Origin of the sequence: Salicibibacter halophilus (assembly GCF_006740705.1) — a bacterium.
Lineage (GTDB): Bacteria > Bacillota > Bacilli > Bacillales > Marinococcaceae > Salicibibacter > Salicibibacter halophilus.
The window spans coordinates 1,924,172-1,938,569 of the sequence record NZ_CP035485.1 but is presented as its reverse complement, the minus strand read 5'-3'; the positions used below and the strand labels follow the sequence as shown (position 1 = coordinate 1,938,569).

Annotated in this window: 19 protein-coding genes and 1 riboswitch; of the genes, 12 read left to right on the top strand and 7 right to left on the bottom strand. The window is 46.0% G+C overall.

Going from position 1 to position 14,398, the window contains the following annotated elements:
• Positions 1 to 55 precede the first annotated feature (55 nt).
• Positions 56 to 1,579 (top strand): SAP domain-containing protein, encoded by a 1,524-nt coding sequence (locus EPH95_RS09425; RefSeq protein ID WP_142089405.1) that lies wholly within the window; start codon positions 56 to 58, stop codon positions 1,577 to 1,579.
• A gap of 53 nt (positions 1,580 to 1,632) precedes the next feature.
• On the opposite strand, the gene EPH95_RS09420 is transcribed toward EPH95_RS09425, so the two are convergent.
• Positions 1,633 to 2,082, bottom strand: a complete 450-nt coding sequence (locus tag EPH95_RS09420) for a prepilin peptidase (protein ID WP_160141705.1) — start codon at positions 2,080 to 2,082, stop codon at positions 1,633 to 1,635.
• Between the two features lie 132 nt (positions 2,083 to 2,214).
• Here EPH95_RS09420 and EPH95_RS09415 point away from each other — a divergent pair, with 132 nt between their 5' ends.
• From EPH95_RS09415 to EPH95_RS09380, 8 genes are all read left to right on the top strand, one after another.
• On the top strand, positions 2,215 to 2,514 hold the full coding sequence (locus EPH95_RS09415) for a hypothetical protein (RefSeq protein WP_142089401.1): 300 nt from the start codon (positions 2,215 to 2,217) through the stop codon (positions 2,512 to 2,514).
• 111 nt (positions 2,515 to 2,625) lie between these two features.
• Positions 2,626 to 3,111: a DinB family protein gene (locus EPH95_RS09410; protein ID WP_142089399.1), complete on the top strand. Its 486-nt coding sequence runs from the start codon at positions 2,626 to 2,628 to the stop codon at positions 3,109 to 3,111.
• A gap of 148 nt (positions 3,112 to 3,259) precedes the next feature.
• Complete coding sequence (locus EPH95_RS09405) at positions 3,260 to 4,120, top strand: nuclease-related domain-containing protein (RefSeq protein ID WP_142089396.1); 861 nt, start codon at positions 3,260 to 3,262, stop codon at positions 4,118 to 4,120.
• A 165-nt stretch (positions 4,121 to 4,285) separates the two neighbouring features.
• Positions 4,286 to 4,391: riboswitch (TPP riboswitch) on the top strand.
• Between the two features lie 78 nt (positions 4,392 to 4,469).
• The gene (locus EPH95_RS09400; protein WP_160141704.1) at positions 4,470 to 5,084 is read left to right on the top strand and encodes a thiamine phosphate synthase; all 615 of its coding nucleotides are present in this window, start codon (positions 4,470 to 4,472) and stop codon (positions 5,082 to 5,084) included.
• Complete coding sequence (gene thiO, locus EPH95_RS09395) at positions 5,071 to 6,216, top strand: glycine oxidase ThiO (protein WP_142089391.1); 1,146 nt, start codon at positions 5,071 to 5,073, stop codon at positions 6,214 to 6,216. Before EPH95_RS09400 ends, thiO begins: the two co-directional genes overlap by 14 nt.
• Positions 6,197 to 6,400 (top strand): sulfur carrier protein ThiS, encoded by a 204-nt coding sequence (gene thiS, locus EPH95_RS09390; RefSeq protein WP_142089389.1) that lies wholly within the window; start codon positions 6,197 to 6,199, stop codon positions 6,398 to 6,400. Before thiO ends, thiS begins: the two co-directional genes overlap by 20 nt.
• A gap of 2 nt (positions 6,401 to 6,402) precedes the next feature.
• A complete protein-coding gene (locus EPH95_RS09385; protein ID WP_142089387.1) occupies positions 6,403 to 7,158 on the top strand; it encodes a thiazole synthase in 756 nt (251 codons plus the stop codon).
• Positions 7,151 to 8,191 (top strand): ThiF family adenylyltransferase, encoded by a 1,041-nt coding sequence (locus EPH95_RS09380; protein WP_160141703.1) that lies wholly within the window; start codon positions 7,151 to 7,153, stop codon positions 8,189 to 8,191. Before EPH95_RS09385 ends, EPH95_RS09380 begins: the two co-directional genes overlap by 8 nt.
• Positions 8,192 to 8,220: 29 nt before the next feature.
• Here EPH95_RS09380 and EPH95_RS09375 read toward each other — a convergent pair whose 3' ends face one another.
• Entirely contained in the window at positions 8,221 to 8,529 is a 309-nt protein-coding gene (locus EPH95_RS09375) for a hypothetical protein (RefSeq protein WP_142089382.1), read from the bottom strand.
• Positions 8,530 to 8,666: 137 nt separating this feature from the next.
• On the opposite strand from EPH95_RS09375, the gene EPH95_RS09370 reads away from it, so the two are divergent.
• Complete coding sequence (locus tag EPH95_RS09370; RefSeq protein WP_142089380.1) at positions 8,667 to 9,569, top strand: NAD(P)/FAD-dependent oxidoreductase; 903 nt, start codon at positions 8,667 to 8,669, stop codon at positions 9,567 to 9,569.
• Positions 9,570 to 9,581: 12 nt separating this feature from the next.
• Here EPH95_RS09370 and EPH95_RS09365 read toward each other — a convergent pair whose 3' ends face one another.
• The 3 genes from EPH95_RS09365 to EPH95_RS09355 are packed head-to-tail and all read right to left on the bottom strand — an operon-like array spanning position 9,582 to position 10,564.
• Complete coding sequence (locus EPH95_RS09365) at positions 9,582 to 9,833, bottom strand: helix-turn-helix domain-containing protein (RefSeq protein ID WP_227003864.1); 252 nt, start codon at positions 9,831 to 9,833, stop codon at positions 9,582 to 9,584.
• Entirely contained in the window at positions 9,834 to 9,971 is a 138-nt protein-coding gene (locus EPH95_RS09360) for a YvrJ family protein (protein WP_142089378.1), read from the bottom strand. It abuts the gene before it with no gap.
• Positions 9,968 to 10,564 (bottom strand): sigma-70 family RNA polymerase sigma factor, encoded by a 597-nt coding sequence (locus tag EPH95_RS09355; RefSeq protein ID WP_142089376.1) that lies wholly within the window; start codon positions 10,562 to 10,564, stop codon positions 9,968 to 9,970. The genes EPH95_RS09360 and EPH95_RS09355 overlap by 4 nt, the downstream gene beginning before the upstream one ends.
• Before the next feature lie 329 nt (positions 10,565 to 10,893).
• Between EPH95_RS09355 and EPH95_RS09350 the strand changes: the two genes are divergently transcribed.
• The gene (locus EPH95_RS09350; protein ID WP_142089374.1) at positions 10,894 to 11,103 is read left to right on the top strand and encodes a hypothetical protein; all 210 of its coding nucleotides are present in this window, start codon (positions 10,894 to 10,896) and stop codon (positions 11,101 to 11,103) included.
• A gap of 34 nt (positions 11,104 to 11,137) precedes the next feature.
• On the opposite strand, the gene EPH95_RS09345 is transcribed toward EPH95_RS09350, so the two are convergent.
• Positions 11,138 to 11,416, bottom strand: coding sequence for a spore coat protein (locus EPH95_RS09345; RefSeq protein WP_227003863.1), 279 nt, complete (start codon positions 11,414 to 11,416; stop codon positions 11,138 to 11,140).
• A gap of 68 nt (positions 11,417 to 11,484) precedes the next feature.
• The gene (locus EPH95_RS09340) at positions 11,485 to 11,733 is read right to left on the bottom strand and encodes a hypothetical protein (protein WP_142091570.1); all 249 of its coding nucleotides are present in this window, start codon (positions 11,731 to 11,733) and stop codon (positions 11,485 to 11,487) included.
• A 237-nt stretch (positions 11,734 to 11,970) separates the two neighbouring features.
• On the opposite strand from EPH95_RS09340, the gene EPH95_RS09335 reads away from it, so the two are divergent.
• The gene (locus EPH95_RS09335; protein WP_142091569.1) at positions 11,971 to 14,361 is read left to right on the top strand and encodes a 3-hydroxyacyl-CoA dehydrogenase/enoyl-CoA hydratase family protein; all 2,391 of its coding nucleotides are present in this window, start codon (positions 11,971 to 11,973) and stop codon (positions 14,359 to 14,361) included.
• Positions 14,362 to 14,398: the final 37 nt, after the last annotated feature.

Here is a 14,398-nt window from a genome sequence, read left to right as displayed (position 1 = left end):
AATCGTTGCGTGATTTCAAAATATTTACACATATGGAACTCAAAGGAGTTGATGAATGTTGCATTTACAAGAAGTGTTGCCCATGATGTCCAAAATGTATTTATCAAGAACTGTGGACAGTTTCTTGAAAGGTGTAAAATTAAGCCATGAAGAAGAGATGCGTGATATTATTATTAAAAACATTGACGAGTTCAAGAATACGGAAAGGGTCAAAAGAAACTTAAATTTCCGGACGACTGAACGGGACGTTACATTGTTAAACAGGCTAATACTCAAATGCTTATTGAGCAGCGAAAATTATATACTAACGGATAAACAAATACATGAAAAAGTCTTCGCGTTACAATCACAAATATTGATGGACAGTAAGGATGAAAGTTACATAACGGCAAAAATTGACCCTATGTCAAATAGGATATACACTGCTGTTTTAAATACAGCCTGGAAAAAAGATGAAGCATTAAATGCCCATGAAATCAATATTTTGTATACCCTTCGTGATGAACTCGACCTATCAATTCGGGATCATTATCTCATGGAAAGTAAAATCGGAAGATTTCCGCAAAAGGGGAACAAGCTACATTCTGCAAGACATATTGATCAAGCGTTAAAAGACCTGCAACTTCGGGGCATTGTGCTTAGATTTAAGTCAGACGAAACGTATTACGTTATCCCAAACGACATTGTCCGAGTGGTTAGATACGAGATGGGTGAAGAATTGCGGAGCGAAAGCTTTAATCAACTACTAAATAACTTGAATGTCTCGCAACTTAGATCGATCCTCACATCGATGAACATAAATGCAAGTGGAAAAAAAGAGAATTTGATTGAAAGAACGTTAAAGTATGATATCCGACCTTCACAGGTGCTCGCTCATTTTAACAATCCCGAATTAACCCAACTTCTTAGAACGCTGGAGGGAGTAAACGTAAGCGGGACGAAGGAAGAAAAAATAAAGAACATTATCGATTATTATGAAAATGTGACCGTAAGAGTAGATTCTGATCCAACCGATGGACGATCCGTTTATTATGATTTTTTCGAGGAGCTGGCTTCCAGGAATTATAAGGTTCTTCGGACAAATAAAGTAATAGATAAAGATGCAAACGTAGAAAAGTATTTTGAGGAAGCGACAAGATACTTGTTTGAAAAAAAATTGGGACTTCAACTTGAAGATATGCCGGGATCTAAACACGCGGATGGGAAAATTAAACTTAACGCTAAAACCAGTGTTCTATGGGACAATAAAAGTACGGAACAGCCCTATACCTTTCCCGAAGACCATGTAGAGCAGTTTCTTGGCTATATCAGGTCGGAAAAAACAAAAGTTTCCATGTTTTTAATTATCGCTTATGAATTTACTGCAGAATCAATTAATCAAGCTCAAAAATTAAAAGTGTTTTCCGAAGATGATGTAGGGGTGGCATTAATTAGAGCGGAAGATCTAAAATTTGTGGCAGAAAATTGGAGAGATTATTCCGGGCAGAAAAACCCATCTTTTGATCTGCAAGTTTTTAATTTAACACAAGTGCTGGATAGAAAGCTTCTTTCAAATAGAATGGATTGGATTATGAAGTAAAACGATTAAATCTTATCTCGCTAACCTGGGTAGAGAATAAACCCAGGTTTATTTTAAGTAATGTAAAACATGAGTACTCCCAGTGCGATAAACGGAGCTAAAGGAACCATGTGTGAAGTAGCTTGTTTCCGTGACAGTTTTAAATACAGGAAGAGCGGGATCGCCCAAAGTCCTGCAATTAGGTAAGTGAAAATGAAAATGGAGAAGCCTGCTTCCCACCCCATTGCAAATCCGATTAACGCAAATAATTTGATGTCGCCCCCGCCGATTTGCCCTTTGCTGATGATCGCGAGAAATAAATGAATGCCTCCCAATAACAGTCCAGCGATTATGTAATGATGCAACGAGGAAAGATCAACAATCGCGTGGAGAACGAGAAAATAAATCATCCCCGGAAGCGTCACTTTATCATAGATGAGCCTATTTTTAAGGTCGGTAAAAACGGAGATTAAAATGATCAGAATAAATGGAAGATGAAAAAAGATAACATAAAGCACGTTCACACCCCTCCCCCCAATCATTGTAGCATGTTCGCGATGGAGAGCGGCATATGTACATGTAGTTCTTCATAAGTAAAAAAGAGTAATAAAAAATGAAAATATGTACAAAATGGAGTGCGGAGGGAGCGGGGTTAAGTGAAAAAAACCTTCTGTCTCATGGTTGTAATGGCTTTATTTTTAGCTGGGTGTTTTGGGGTGAACGAGGATGTTGCGTATGACGATGCGTCTGAAGTGTTGAACCGTGAACTTCAAGGCGAAGGAGTGACGGGGATTGAGGTCGCCTCTCAGGAAGCCACTTCCATTATTGAGCAGGGCGAAGATCACTATTTAGTTCAAGGGCAAATGGAAACCGATTACGGCCCAGGGGAATATCAAGTGGATTTGGAGTACGATTCTGATGGGTATTGGTACGAGATACACTGGGTGATTTATTAAACGATTGCTCGTATGTTGTGGCCGTATGGCTGCAACTTTTTTATTTTATTGCAGGATTTTTGCTATTAATGGCGAAGCCATAAGCATTAGCATTAACGGGGAGGAACACTGATGGGGATAAAACAAGTTTTTTATCGGCAATTATCCGCTTGTCATGATGAGAACCATTGGTTTGCATGCCTTCAGCAGGCGCTTGCCGGTGTAACGGATGAGCAGGCAAACTGGAAACGGGTGGAAGGTGACCATAGCATCCATGAAATCGTGAACCATCTTATTGTCTATAATAATCGTTGCTTGGAACGGTTCAAGGGAGAACCTGTCCCTCCGATAGAAGATGGCAATGAATCTACTTTTCAAAGCGGCGAAAATAGGGATTGGTCTGTCACCATGGCCCAGCTGACGACGATGATGGATGAATGGCTGCATACCATTGATGAAACAGAGGAATCGGATTGGATGGGGCCTGTTCATAGGGAGAGCGGTGAGACGTGGGGGACGGTGCTCGCGAATATGATGGTCCATACGAGCTATCATATCGGGCAAATTGTTTTTATCCGCAAACAGCAAGGAGCCTGGGATGTGGAAGAAGCGCGATGATTTTCGGTTTGGCTGATATACGACAAGCCGCGCTTTGAAAGGAGGTGAATAGGACTGATCATTATGAAAGAGCGAAAGCCGCCCATTCAGTTGGTCGCGTTAGAAGCAATAAAGCGGCGTTTGCCGAACAATTTCCCACGACCATTGCATGTGGGAAGTTGGTTACAAGGGCGAGCGTTCCTTGAACTTTTATCTGAAACAGTTGCCGGAAGAAGAATACTGGCTATTTCATGGGTTATTATTGAAACTGGAAAATGGTGAACAGTTTCAAATCGATACGATGTTGCTCTCTAAACGAATGATCATTCTTTTGGAGATTAAAACGATTGCCGGCGAGATTTTGTTTGATGAAGCGATTCACCAATTTTCACGTACGTATCAAGGTGAAGTCAAAAGTTTCAGGCATCCTTACATCCAGGTGTCGAGGCAGAAAGCCTTGCTCCATAAATGGCTGAATGCAAAAGGTTCTTTTAATCTGCCTATAGTTCCGCTTGTCATATCCGGAAACTCATCGGCAACCCTGACATTTAAAAACGCGCCCCGCCACTTTATGCAATCCATCGTGAGGGCGGATGTTTTGCCCCGGAGAGTCCTGCAATTGGAAAAAGAACACCGAGTCGAACAATTATCTTCATCTGAAAGAGAGTTGTTGGCACAGAACCTGATTGACGGTCACCATGACCAACCCTATGATGCTGTAGAAGCATATAACATTCATCGATCGGACTTGCTCACTGGTGTTCACTGTCCGTCCTGCTTCAAGTTGTCCATGGAAAGGGTCCGTGGCAATGGATGGTATTGTCCCCGGTGTTCTTTTAGTCATAAAATGGCTTATCTTGAAAGCCTGAAAGATTATCGATTGTTATTTCACCCTTCGATCTCGAACCGCGAAGCGCAAACTTTCCTCGAGATTCATTCTTCTTCAATAGCAAGAAAACTCCTAGTCCGATTAGACCTTCCCATTCAAGGAAAAAATAAAGGCCGTCGGTATTTGCTGACTGAACTTTAAATGGCTGATATATTCTCGGTTTTGGCTGATATCCTGTCACTTTTGGCTGATAAAACGGCGATTTGGCTGATATATCCCCGTTTTCGGCTGATATAAGCCCTCCGGCTCCCTGCCCGTATAAATTGACGTTCTTTCCCGGCCACTGTTATGATATAATAAAATAAGCATTTCTACTGGGGGTGCCCTGTTGGGGCTGAGATGAGAGAACCTCAAACCCTTGGAACCTGATCTGGATGATAAAGCCAGCGGAGGAAAGTAGATGAAGAACGGATACCATTCTTTCTGCTGTCCTTTGCTGCTTCAAGGACGGCTTTTTTGTCGTTGCTTGATGACTGTAAGGAGGCTAATCGTGGCTTGGCATTTAATAACAACGAACCATTTGCCGTTTCACATTCAAGTGAGACAGCTAAGACATGCATTGAAAAACATCGACATCGTTCATGTTCGTGATAAGGAAGCTTCGTTGCAACGGTTAAAACAACAAATCGATCAACTGTGTAAAATTGGTTTGCGGCGCGAACAAATTATCCTGAATGAACATGTGGAAGCAGCGACAGCGTGGGATTTAGGCGGTGTCCACTTGCCGGGCAATTCTTCTTGGACCGGAACCGACGTCAAGGAAAAAGCGCCGAAACTGCGTGTGGGTGCATCAGTGCACAATCGTGAGGAAGCCATCGCCCGCGCCGATGAGAACGTCGACTATCTTTACTTCGGGCATGTATATCCGAGCGCGAGCAAACCCGACAGCTCGCCCCGGGGGCTTGAAGCGTTACAATCGGTCGTGCAATCGGTAGAAATCCCCGTGTTCGCGATCGGAGGCATCACGCGCGACCGTTTACGCGAAATTTCCCGCATTGGCGCTTCGGGCATCGCGCTGATTTCAGGTTTTTGGGAAGCGGATAAACCGGAAGATGAAGCCGTTCAATTTAATCGTTTTGGGCAGATGAGCTATGAAACGACATGAAGCTTATGATCTTATTATCGTCGGAGCAGGGATCATAGGCCTCGCGACTGCGTATTACAGCACAAAAGCAGGGCTGAGAACGCTCATCCTTGACCGGGGCAATGCTGGGGGCGGCACCACTTCGGCAGCTGCCGGTATGCTGGGCGTGCAAGTGGAACTTCAATCCCGGACACCTCTGTATCCCCTCGCGAAAGAAAGCCGGCGATTATACGCGAAATTGGCAGACGAGCTGATGGACCAAACGGGGACGTCCATCGGCCGAACCGTTTCCGGCGCGATTAAACCGGCATTTTCATCGGAAGAATGGGAAAAATTAAATCAAATAGAGCAATGGCAAACGGCTTCCGGGGAATCGGTGCAACGTTTGGCGGCAACGCAATTGTACGAGCATCTTCCCTTGCTTGCGGATGGGGCAAAGGGTGCCCTTTATTTTCCCGAAGAAGCACACGTTGAACCCGTGCAAGCAGCCTCTGCCTTCCGGCAAGCAGCTTTGCTTCAAGGCGCTGAATTAAAATCGTATACCGACGTGCGAGCGTTGTTGCAAACTGGTGATCGATGCCAAGGTGTCATGTCGGCGAACGGAGAGGAATTTTATGGGGAACATGTGATTCTGGCGACCGGCCCGGACGCGTTTGAGCCTTCAGAGGATCGTAGCTTCCTACCGATAGAAGGAGTGAAGGGTGAGGCAATTCGCGTACAGGCAGAGCGTCCGCTCGTAACGAAAACGTTGTATTATGAACACTTCTATTTCGTGCCGAAACCAAATGGCGAAACGTTAATCGGAGCCACTTCAAAAGTATCACGGGAGCGGAGAACAACGGTGCATGGCATCAATGAAGTGCTCCAACGCGCCCAACAACTGCTCCCGGAAGTTGCACACGCGGAAATTTCGAAAATATGGGCGGGCATTCGTCCGCAAACGGAGGATGATCTTCCTTCGATGGGTCCTCATCCGTCGATTCGTAAATGCTGGATTTGCCGCGGGCATGGCCGCAACGGCATATTGCTGGCACCGGCTTCCGGCAAAGAAATGGTTGCCGCGATTACAAGCGAAAAAATGGAAGCTTTGCAGGCATTTCGGCCTGATCGAAACATTAAAGGGGGAATGAACCGTGAATATCAAAGTCAATGAAGAAACAATGGACGTTCCTGCAGACTTGAAAACGATTGAAGATTTTCGGGTACATTTTAATTTAGCGGAAAAGAAGGCCATGATTGAGCACAACGAAGTCGCGCTCAAGCCCGAGGAATATGAACAAACTGCACTCGCCGAAGGTGATCAAATTCTCGTTATGCGTTTTGTGGGAGGAGGATAAACATGTTGAAAATAGGGGACCGAACGTTTCAGTCGCGGTTGTTATTGGGCACCGGGACGTTTTCGGATGTAGAAGTGCAACGGAAAGCCGTAGAAACATCGGAGACAGAGATTTTGACGTTTGCAGTCGCGAAAATGGATATGGACGACAGTGACGATGATCTCGTTACGGACCTTCAACCGGATACGTTTTCCATGTTGCCGAATACGGCCGGGGCAAACACGGCAGAAGAAGCCGTTCGTATCGCAAAACTGGCTCGGACATCAGGGCTGAGCGATATGGTGAAAGTGGAAGTGATCGGGGATGATCAAACCCTTTTGCCTGATGCGGTTGAAACGTATCGCGCGACGGAAATGCTTTTGAAAGAGGGATTCACCACTCTCCCGTATATTGCCGATGACCCCGTGCTTGCCCGTAAATTGGAAGAGCTGGGTGCGCACGCCGTGATGCCGGGGGCGGCTCCGATCGGTACAGGGCGCGGGATTTTGAATCCGCTCCATCTTTCGTATATTATCGAGCAGGCGAATGTTCCGGTTATTGTTGATGCCGGAATCGGTGCGCCATCCCACGCATCGTTGGCGATGGAAATGGGTGCGGATGCCGTGTTGTTGAACCGTGCCGTTTCGCAAGCAGACGATCCGGTGAAAATGGCGGAAGCGATGAAGTTGGCCATTCAGGCGGGGCGCTTAAGTTACGAAGCCGGCCGTATTCCGGTGAAACGCTTCGCGAAGGCTAGCAGTCCTCAGGAAGGTGTCTGATTCCATGGTCGACCGTTATGACCGTCAAACACGATTTGAACCGCTTGGGTCAAAAGGGCAAGATCGCATTCGTGCCGCGCATGTGCTGCTCGTCGGATGTGGCGCGCTCGGCACGTCAATTGCGGACACCCTTGTTAGAGCGGGCATAGGCAAAATCACCATCATTGACCGTGATTACGTGGAGTTGCATAATCTCCACCGCCAACAGCTGTTTACGGAAGAGGATGTAAAGCATAAAGTGGCTAAGGCGAAGGCTGCCGCCCGTTATCTTAAGAGCGTGAACACGGATGTGGAGATCAAGGCTCACGTTTTGGATTTCCAACCGGAAGAAGCGGCGCGGTTTGTGCCCGGGGTTGACTTGATCATGGATGGTTCCGACAATTTTGAGGTTCGGATGCTCTTAAATGATGCGGCTTATCGTTACGAGGTGCCTTGGATATACGGTGGCGTCGTTGGCAGCTATGGGTTGTCCCGTTCTTTTATGCTCGATGACGGTCCTTGCCTCCGTTGCCTGAGTCCGTATCTATCTTTAGATGAAACATGTGATAACGATGGGGTGATCGCGCCTGCTGTCCAAATGGTGACGGCGATGCAGAGTGCGGAAGCAATAAAAATGATTAGCGGAAACAAAAGCGCGGTTTCCGAGCGATTAAGGTCTTTTGATCTTTGGGAGAATGAAACGACGGCGATAAATGCCGAGCGCTTAAAAGACGCACAGTGTCCAACCTGTGGCTCCAATCCAACGTACCCGGAACTTGTTAATAAGGAAAAAGGCAAGCAAATTCGGGTGTTGTGCGGCGGTGATACTGTGCACGTGCGGCCGCGGGAGCGAAAAGACGTGCAGGTGGAAAAACTGCAAAATATCCAGCATTCAACGCTTTCTTCCGTTCGTTTGCACGAAGATGTCGCGACCCTAAATTATGAAGGTTGCCGGGTTGTCTTGTTCAAAGATGGCCGAGCGCTTTTGCACGGCATTGACGAAGGGGATCGGGCAGAGAAGGTGTACGAACACGTTTTGTCATTAATCGATTGAAGGATGTTGAGCGCGTTGGCGATACCTTCTCAACGACTTTGCCGGTCTCTTTTCTCGATTTCTTCAGTCACGGCCATGGCCAGGTCGCTGTTTCCAAACATGGAAAGGACGCCGAGGACGGTGTCGTCATCGATGTCGCCGGCTTCTTTTTTTGGAACGGTTAATTCCAGCGTTTTCTCCAATTCTGCGTTCATCGGTTGGTCCGGGTGGGCGCGTTTGTATAGGTTGTGCGGGTCCAGGCTTTGATTGACGCACCATTGGGCGAAGACGAGGATCATCATGTTTTCATCTTGGCGGTATTGCTCGACGACTTGTTTTTCAATGTCTTTTTGATCCAATGCGAGCCCTCCTTTTTTTCTCAGTGTACCAGTGTTGACAAGTGATGCATAGCGATAAAAATGTCTGGGTTCTGTCTGTGAACCTGGGCATTTTTTTGTCGGATTGACGAATGCTAATGGTATGGAGGTGTATTGGTGTGCAAGCGGACGTCATGATTATCGGCGGGGGGATCGCGGGGTTGCAAGCAGCGATTCAATTAGGGCGTTATGAACGCACGGTAACGGTGATTGATGAGGGGCGAGGACGTTCGACGCTCTGTCGGCAATATCGAAATCTCCTTGGCTGGCCGGACGGGGTCAGCGGAAGGCAGCTTCGTGAGGCAGGGAGGGAGCATGCGAGCAATTACGGTGTTGATTTTATTGATAAGAAAGCCAACCGATTGGTAAAAGAGGAATCGGGATTTCAGGCGCAAACGGAGGACGGCGATACGTATCAAGGAAAAAAGCTGATACTTGCAACAGGGGTGACCGACGCTAATCCATTTCCCGAGCTTGAACCTTGTTTTGGCATGAGTGTGTATATCTGCCCGGATTGTGATGGCTATGAAATAAAAAATAAACGTACACTTGTGCTTGGTTCCGGAAGTGCAGGTGTCGGGATGGCGCTTGAACTTGAGCGTTGGACGGATGGGCTGACGTATGTGAACCACGAGGGTCGATCAGCTGTGACAGAAGAGCAAAAGAAGCAATTATCGGAAGCTGGCATTCGTTTCCGCGATGGAATCATTGAACGTGTGCATATGGAGGGCGAACAATTTACCGGGGTGACGCTTGCCGATGGTACGGAATTGCAAGCAGAGAAAGCGTTTATCGCTTTTCCCGGCAATGTTGTTCACTCGGATTTAGGGAAGCAAATAGGAGTGGAACGACTGGAAAATCATCACGTGCTGAATCACTACCGAACGAAAATGACGAACATCGCGGATGTATGGGCTGCCGGTGATATCGCCGTGCATTCCGAACAAGTGGCCATTGCCATGGGGGAAGGCACGCAGGCTGCTGTTTGGGTTCAACGTTCGCTCTTGCAAGATGAATCATAAAAAAGCCGTCGTTCACGGCTTTTTTTCGTGGAGGGACAGTTGGAACTCAGTGAACGTGGGGGCTTTTTCCGTATCGTAATGGAGTGTTATTTCGATCAGTTTTAGCATTAATTCCTGGCGGAGGTCGTCTCGTTCTCCGGGGGGCGTTTGCCGAAGGCAATTTCTTATGCTTGGTTCAAACTGCTGGATCAAGCATGCCAGTGTTTCTCGATCTCCGCGTTGTGCTTCTTTTACATAGTGGCGCATTTGAACCTTATTCATCATTTAACGTTTCCTCCTTTCCTTCCCTGCTTCTTTGTGAAGGATGTTTTCCAAGCGCTCAATACGGCGTTCAAACCGATAAACCAGGTAAGCCGCGAACAAAAACGGCAAGCCGAACTGTCCCAAAAATTCAAGAATCATGTTTCCACTCCCTTTTCCAGTAAGGTTCGCAGTCGTTTGATCGCGTGTAAATGGGTTCGGGAAACGGCTTGAGGGCTCACGTTCAATAAGCGGGCGATTTCATTGTTCGTTCGTTCGTATCCGTATCGTTCGATGATAACGGTTTGTTGTTTGGCTGTTAATTGACGCAATGCTTTCGTCAGAGTGAGATCTTCACTCCATGTGCCAAGGTCTTTTGTTTCGGTGATGATATCGGATGTATCTTTATGCGGATAGCAACTAATTCCGAAATTGTGCAGGTTGTCCATGATGAGAGGCTGGTTGTCCTTGTGTTCCCGTTGGTATTGGTCATATTGAACGGAAGTCCAATACAGCGTTTTCGATAAATATTGCGTAAATTGAACATTTGTGTAGTGGTTTTTAAATGCTTCGTCTAATTTCCTAAATGTTTGGTTTCCGGGAAAACAAATCGCTTGTATGAAAATGTGGCGATATTCGTCGTGTTCAAGGAAGCCTTGAAAAATTTGCTGCTCGGCCAGTGTTGGATTATTTTCGAAAAACGTGGCCATCCGGAGGCATTCTTTTTTGAGTTGCTCTATCGTTTCGTGATTCATCCACTCACCCTCCCTTTTGTCTATAGTACAGAAAGGAAAATTTAGGAGTTTTTTTCAACATAATACGAACATTTGTTCCATAAATTTTAATTCCTGGCAGGGAAAAATGCAAGCCGTAATGGGGATCGCGGTTCGTGATGCCTGTACGGACAAATGAACGATGAGAAAAAATACTTGACACCGGTCCTTTTTAGTGGTTTAATAGTAAAAATAACATCCTTTGAAATCAGTCCCCTATATTTATTTAATATTTAAAATTATTAAAAATGATAATAGGAAGTGTGTGATGTGCATAAGGATAATTATAGAATTATTGGAAGGTGACAAAGATGAAACTGCAACGTTTGTTGTGGATATTGGGCGCGATGGTTGCCTCAATATTCTTTTTCTTATTCGGTCTTTTCTCTTCTGCGGAAGTATTTAGTACAGTCGCCCAGGTGCTTGGCTTTTGTGGCATTATTTTTACATTTCTGTATGGTTTGTTAAGCAAACGGACGAAAAAAGAGGTCTATACGGAAAATAAAAAATTTCAAATGTAAAAAAGGCCTCTTAGCATGAGGCCTTTTTTCATTATTAGTGGGGCATGTTTCCGGATGGAAGCTGGCTTTTCATGCCTGTATATTCTTGGAACGCTTGTTGAATCGTTTGTTGCGGGGCTCCCTCGAGAGAGTACCAACCCTTTTGAAACATGGTGTTGAATAAATCACGCATGCATTGATCGCTTTCGTTACAAACGGAAGCGATCTCTTGGTATAACTGCATATGGCTAGCTTCATTCATGGCTGTGCCATACGAAGCCGTCATGTATTTTTCCGTGGACAAAAGATCGGTCAAAAAATCTTTATCATTCATGTCTTGCGTATTCGGGACAGTTGTTTGCGGATTTTGTATTTTTTGCCCTGAAATCGGTCTCATCTCCTTTATTGCGTATGTTGTTGCAGTTGGGAAAGAAACGTTTGATAATGTTTTTCATGCATTTGCGCTACACGCTGGCAGGCGCTTTTAATGTCGTTATCGTTACATTGCCCTGCGTAAAAGTTTGCTTTTTTTGCTGCAATAAGGTTCCAGTTCAACATATCAGAGAGGTAGAGCTGATCCTTTGTGGAAAGCACCTGAGGTGGCTCCATCATCATGTTTTGCTGACCGGACTGCCCGGGTTGCTGTTGCATGTCCAATTTCCATTCCTCCTTTAACCTTGGCTATTTGCTAGCTTCACCAAGCGGAAAAGAAATATGTAAGCGGCTCAAAAATAAATGAATGTGTATTGCTAAGAAACGAAAAATCTTTTATAGTATAGATAGATAATGGTTTCACGTTTATTATAAAAGTATATTGGCAGTATACTTTTATAATTTCGTGCTAAGTTATAATGAATGAACATTCATTCAAAAAAGGGGAGGCTAATGATGAAGAAAGATATCCAACGTGCAGCAGTTCTGGGTTCCGGTGTCATGGGTTCCAGCATTGCCGCTCATCTTGCCAACGTAGGCATTCCGGTATTGCTTCTTGATATCGTCCCTAATGAATTAACTGATGATGAAAAAGCAAAAGGACTAAGCTTGGACGACCGCGCCGTCCGCAACAGGCTCGCGGCCGGGAACAAACAAAAGTTATTCAAGCAAAATCCCGCGCCACTTGCATCCAAGAAAAATGCAAACAAAATTGAAGTCGGGAACTTGGAAGATGACATCGAACATCTTGCCGACGTGGATTGGATTATTGAAGTCGTTGTGGAGAAATTGGAAGTCAAGCAGCAACTTTTTGAAAACGTTGAGCAACATCGTTCGCCCGGCACTATCGTGACTTCAAATACATCCGGGATTTCAGTCAATGCCATGGCCGAGGGGCGAGGGGAAGAATTCCGAAGCCATTTTATGGGCACCCATTTTTTCAATCCGCCGCGTTACCTTCACTTGCTTGAGGTTATCCCGACAAAAGATACCGATGCCGCTGTGCTGGCAAATATGAAAACGTTTGCTGAGGAAGTGCTCGGGAAAGGAGTCGTGGAAGCGAAAGACACGCCTAACTTTATCGGTAACCGTATTGGGACCTACGGGCTTCTCGTCAGTGTCCAAAAAATGAATGAATTGGGATTGTCGATCACCGAGGTGGATTCCATTACAGGCCCGTTGATTGGCCGTCCGAAAAGCGCGACGTTCCGAACGCTTGATGTCGTTGGCTTGGACACATTTTTGCATGTTGCCCGCAATGTCTACGATCAGGTGGATGGCGAAGAACGAAATATTTTCGACCCTCCACAGTTCCTGAAAGACATGGCGGAAAAAGGCTGGATCGGCGCAAAAGCCGGGCAAGGCTTTTATTTGAAAAAAGGGAAGGGCGAAAACAAAGAAATTTTGGAACTTGACCCTGAAACAATGGAGTATCGACAAGGCCAAAAATTAAAAGCGCCTTCGGTCCAAGCCGCGGAACAAGCAAAAGGAAAAGCGGCGAAAATTCAGGCGCTCGCGTATGCCGATGATAAAGCCGGGACATTCACCTGGGACACTTTAAAAGCCTCGTTGCTTTATTCAGCGGAAAAAAGCGATGAAATCGCCAACGATATCGCGGCGATCGACAACGCCATGAAGTGGGGTTTCGGTTGGGATCTCGGTCCATTCGAAGTCTGGGACGCCCTCGATGTTGAACGTTCCGTTAAAAAGATGGACGAAGAAGGCGAAAATGTTCCGGCGTGGGTGAAAGATATGCTCAACGCTGGTTATAAGAGTTTTTACAACGCCGCCGGTGAATTTTACCACAAAGGTGCTTATCAAAAACCGGATATCAATGAAAAAGAAATCGATGTAGCGACGCTTCTGAAAAACGAAGATAACGTCATCACGAAAAACTCAGGAGCTGTGCTTACCGATATCGGTGACGATGTAGCGGCACTTACCTTTACATCGCCGAACAATTCGATTGGATTAGACGTCATCCAAATGGTGAACAAGGCGATTGATGAGGTTGAAAAAAATTACAAAGGGCTCGTGATTGCCAACAAAGGAAAGAATTTCTGTGTCGGCGCTAACCTTATGATGATGCTCATGGAAGCGCAAGATGATGCCTTTGACGAGCTCGATATGGTTATCCGGCGTTTTCAGGGCATGACCGCGCGGATTCGATACAGTGGAAAGCCCGTTGTTGCCGCCCCTTTCCAAATGACCCTCGGCGGTGGCGCGGAAATTTGCTTGCCTTCCGCTAGTGTCCAGGCGTCTGCAGAAACGTACATGGGTTTGGTGGAAACCGGTGTCGGTCTCATTCCGGGCGGAGGCGGAAATAAAGAATTATACATTCGCGAACTTGAAAAGATGCCCGAGGATGCAGGCATTGATCTGCAACCGGTAGCGAATGCCGTCTTTGAAAAAATTGCCATGGCCAAAGTGGGAACATCGGCACAAGAATCAGCGGAAAACGGATTTATGAGCGATCGTGATGACATCATCGCCAATAGCAAACACACGGTTTGGTACGCGAAACAAAAGGTGCAAGAACTGCATGAAAAAGGATATCAACCCCCGGTTCGCCAGCCGATTCCCGTCGTCGGTGAAACCGGCTATGCAACGATGCTTCTCGGCGCCAAGTCTTTGCGAACCGGCGGCCAAATCAGCGATCACGACTTGAAAATCGCTGGCAAACTTGCCTTCTTGATCGCCGGCGGGCGTGTGCCGAAAGGAACGAAAGTCGATGAAGATTATTTGTTGGACTTGGAAAGGGAAGCATTTTTAAGTTTAATTGCCGAACCGAAATCACAACAGCGAATGCAACACATGTTAAAAACAGGAAAACCTTTGCGCAATTAATATATGAAAAAATGATACAAAGATTAGGAGGGGAAGC

What these genes read in the sequence shown, in the direction of transcription:
- EPH95_RS09425 (WP_142089405.1), top strand. Translation starts at nt 56, where the DNA reads ATGTTGCATTTACAAGAAGTGTTGCCCATGATGTCCAAAATGTATTTA.
- EPH95_RS09410 (WP_142089399.1), top strand. Translation starts at nt 2,626, where the DNA reads ATGGGGATAAAACAAGTTTTTTATCGGCAATTATCCGCTTGTCATGAT.
- EPH95_RS09405 (WP_142089396.1), top strand. Translation starts at nt 3,260, where the DNA reads ATGTGGGAAGTTGGTTACAAGGGCGAGCGTTCCTTGAACTTTTATCTG.
- thiO (WP_142089391.1), top strand. Translation starts at nt 5,071, where the DNA reads ATGAAACGACATGAAGCTTATGATCTTATTATCGTCGGAGCAGGGATC.
- EPH95_RS09385 (WP_142089387.1), top strand. Translation starts at nt 6,403, where the DNA reads ATGTTGAAAATAGGGGACCGAACGTTTCAGTCGCGGTTGTTATTGGGC.
- EPH95_RS09365 (WP_227003864.1), bottom strand. Translation starts at nt 9,833, where the DNA reads ATGATGAATAAGGTTCAAATGCGCCACTATGTAAAAGAAGCACAACGC.
- EPH95_RS09360 (WP_142089378.1), bottom strand. Translation starts at nt 9,971, where the DNA reads ATGATTCTTGAATTTTTGGGACAGTTCGGCTTGCCGTTTTTGTTCGCG.
- EPH95_RS09355 (WP_142089376.1), bottom strand. Translation starts at nt 10,564, where the DNA reads ATGAATCACGAAACGATAGAGCAACTCAAAAAAGAATGCCTCCGGATG.
- EPH95_RS09350 (WP_142089374.1), top strand. Translation starts at nt 10,894, where the DNA reads ATGAAACTGCAACGTTTGTTGTGGATATTGGGCGCGATGGTTGCCTCA.
- EPH95_RS09345 (WP_227003863.1), bottom strand. Translation starts at nt 11,416, where the DNA reads ATGAATGATAAAGATTTTTTGACCGATCTTTTGTCCACGGAAAAATAC.
- EPH95_RS09340 (WP_142091570.1), bottom strand. Translation starts at nt 11,733, where the DNA reads ATGCAACAGCAACCCGGGCAGTCCGGTCAGCAAAACATGATGATGGAG.
- EPH95_RS09335 (WP_142091569.1), top strand. Translation starts at nt 11,971, where the DNA reads ATGAAGAAAGATATCCAACGTGCAGCAGTTCTGGGTTCCGGTGTCATG.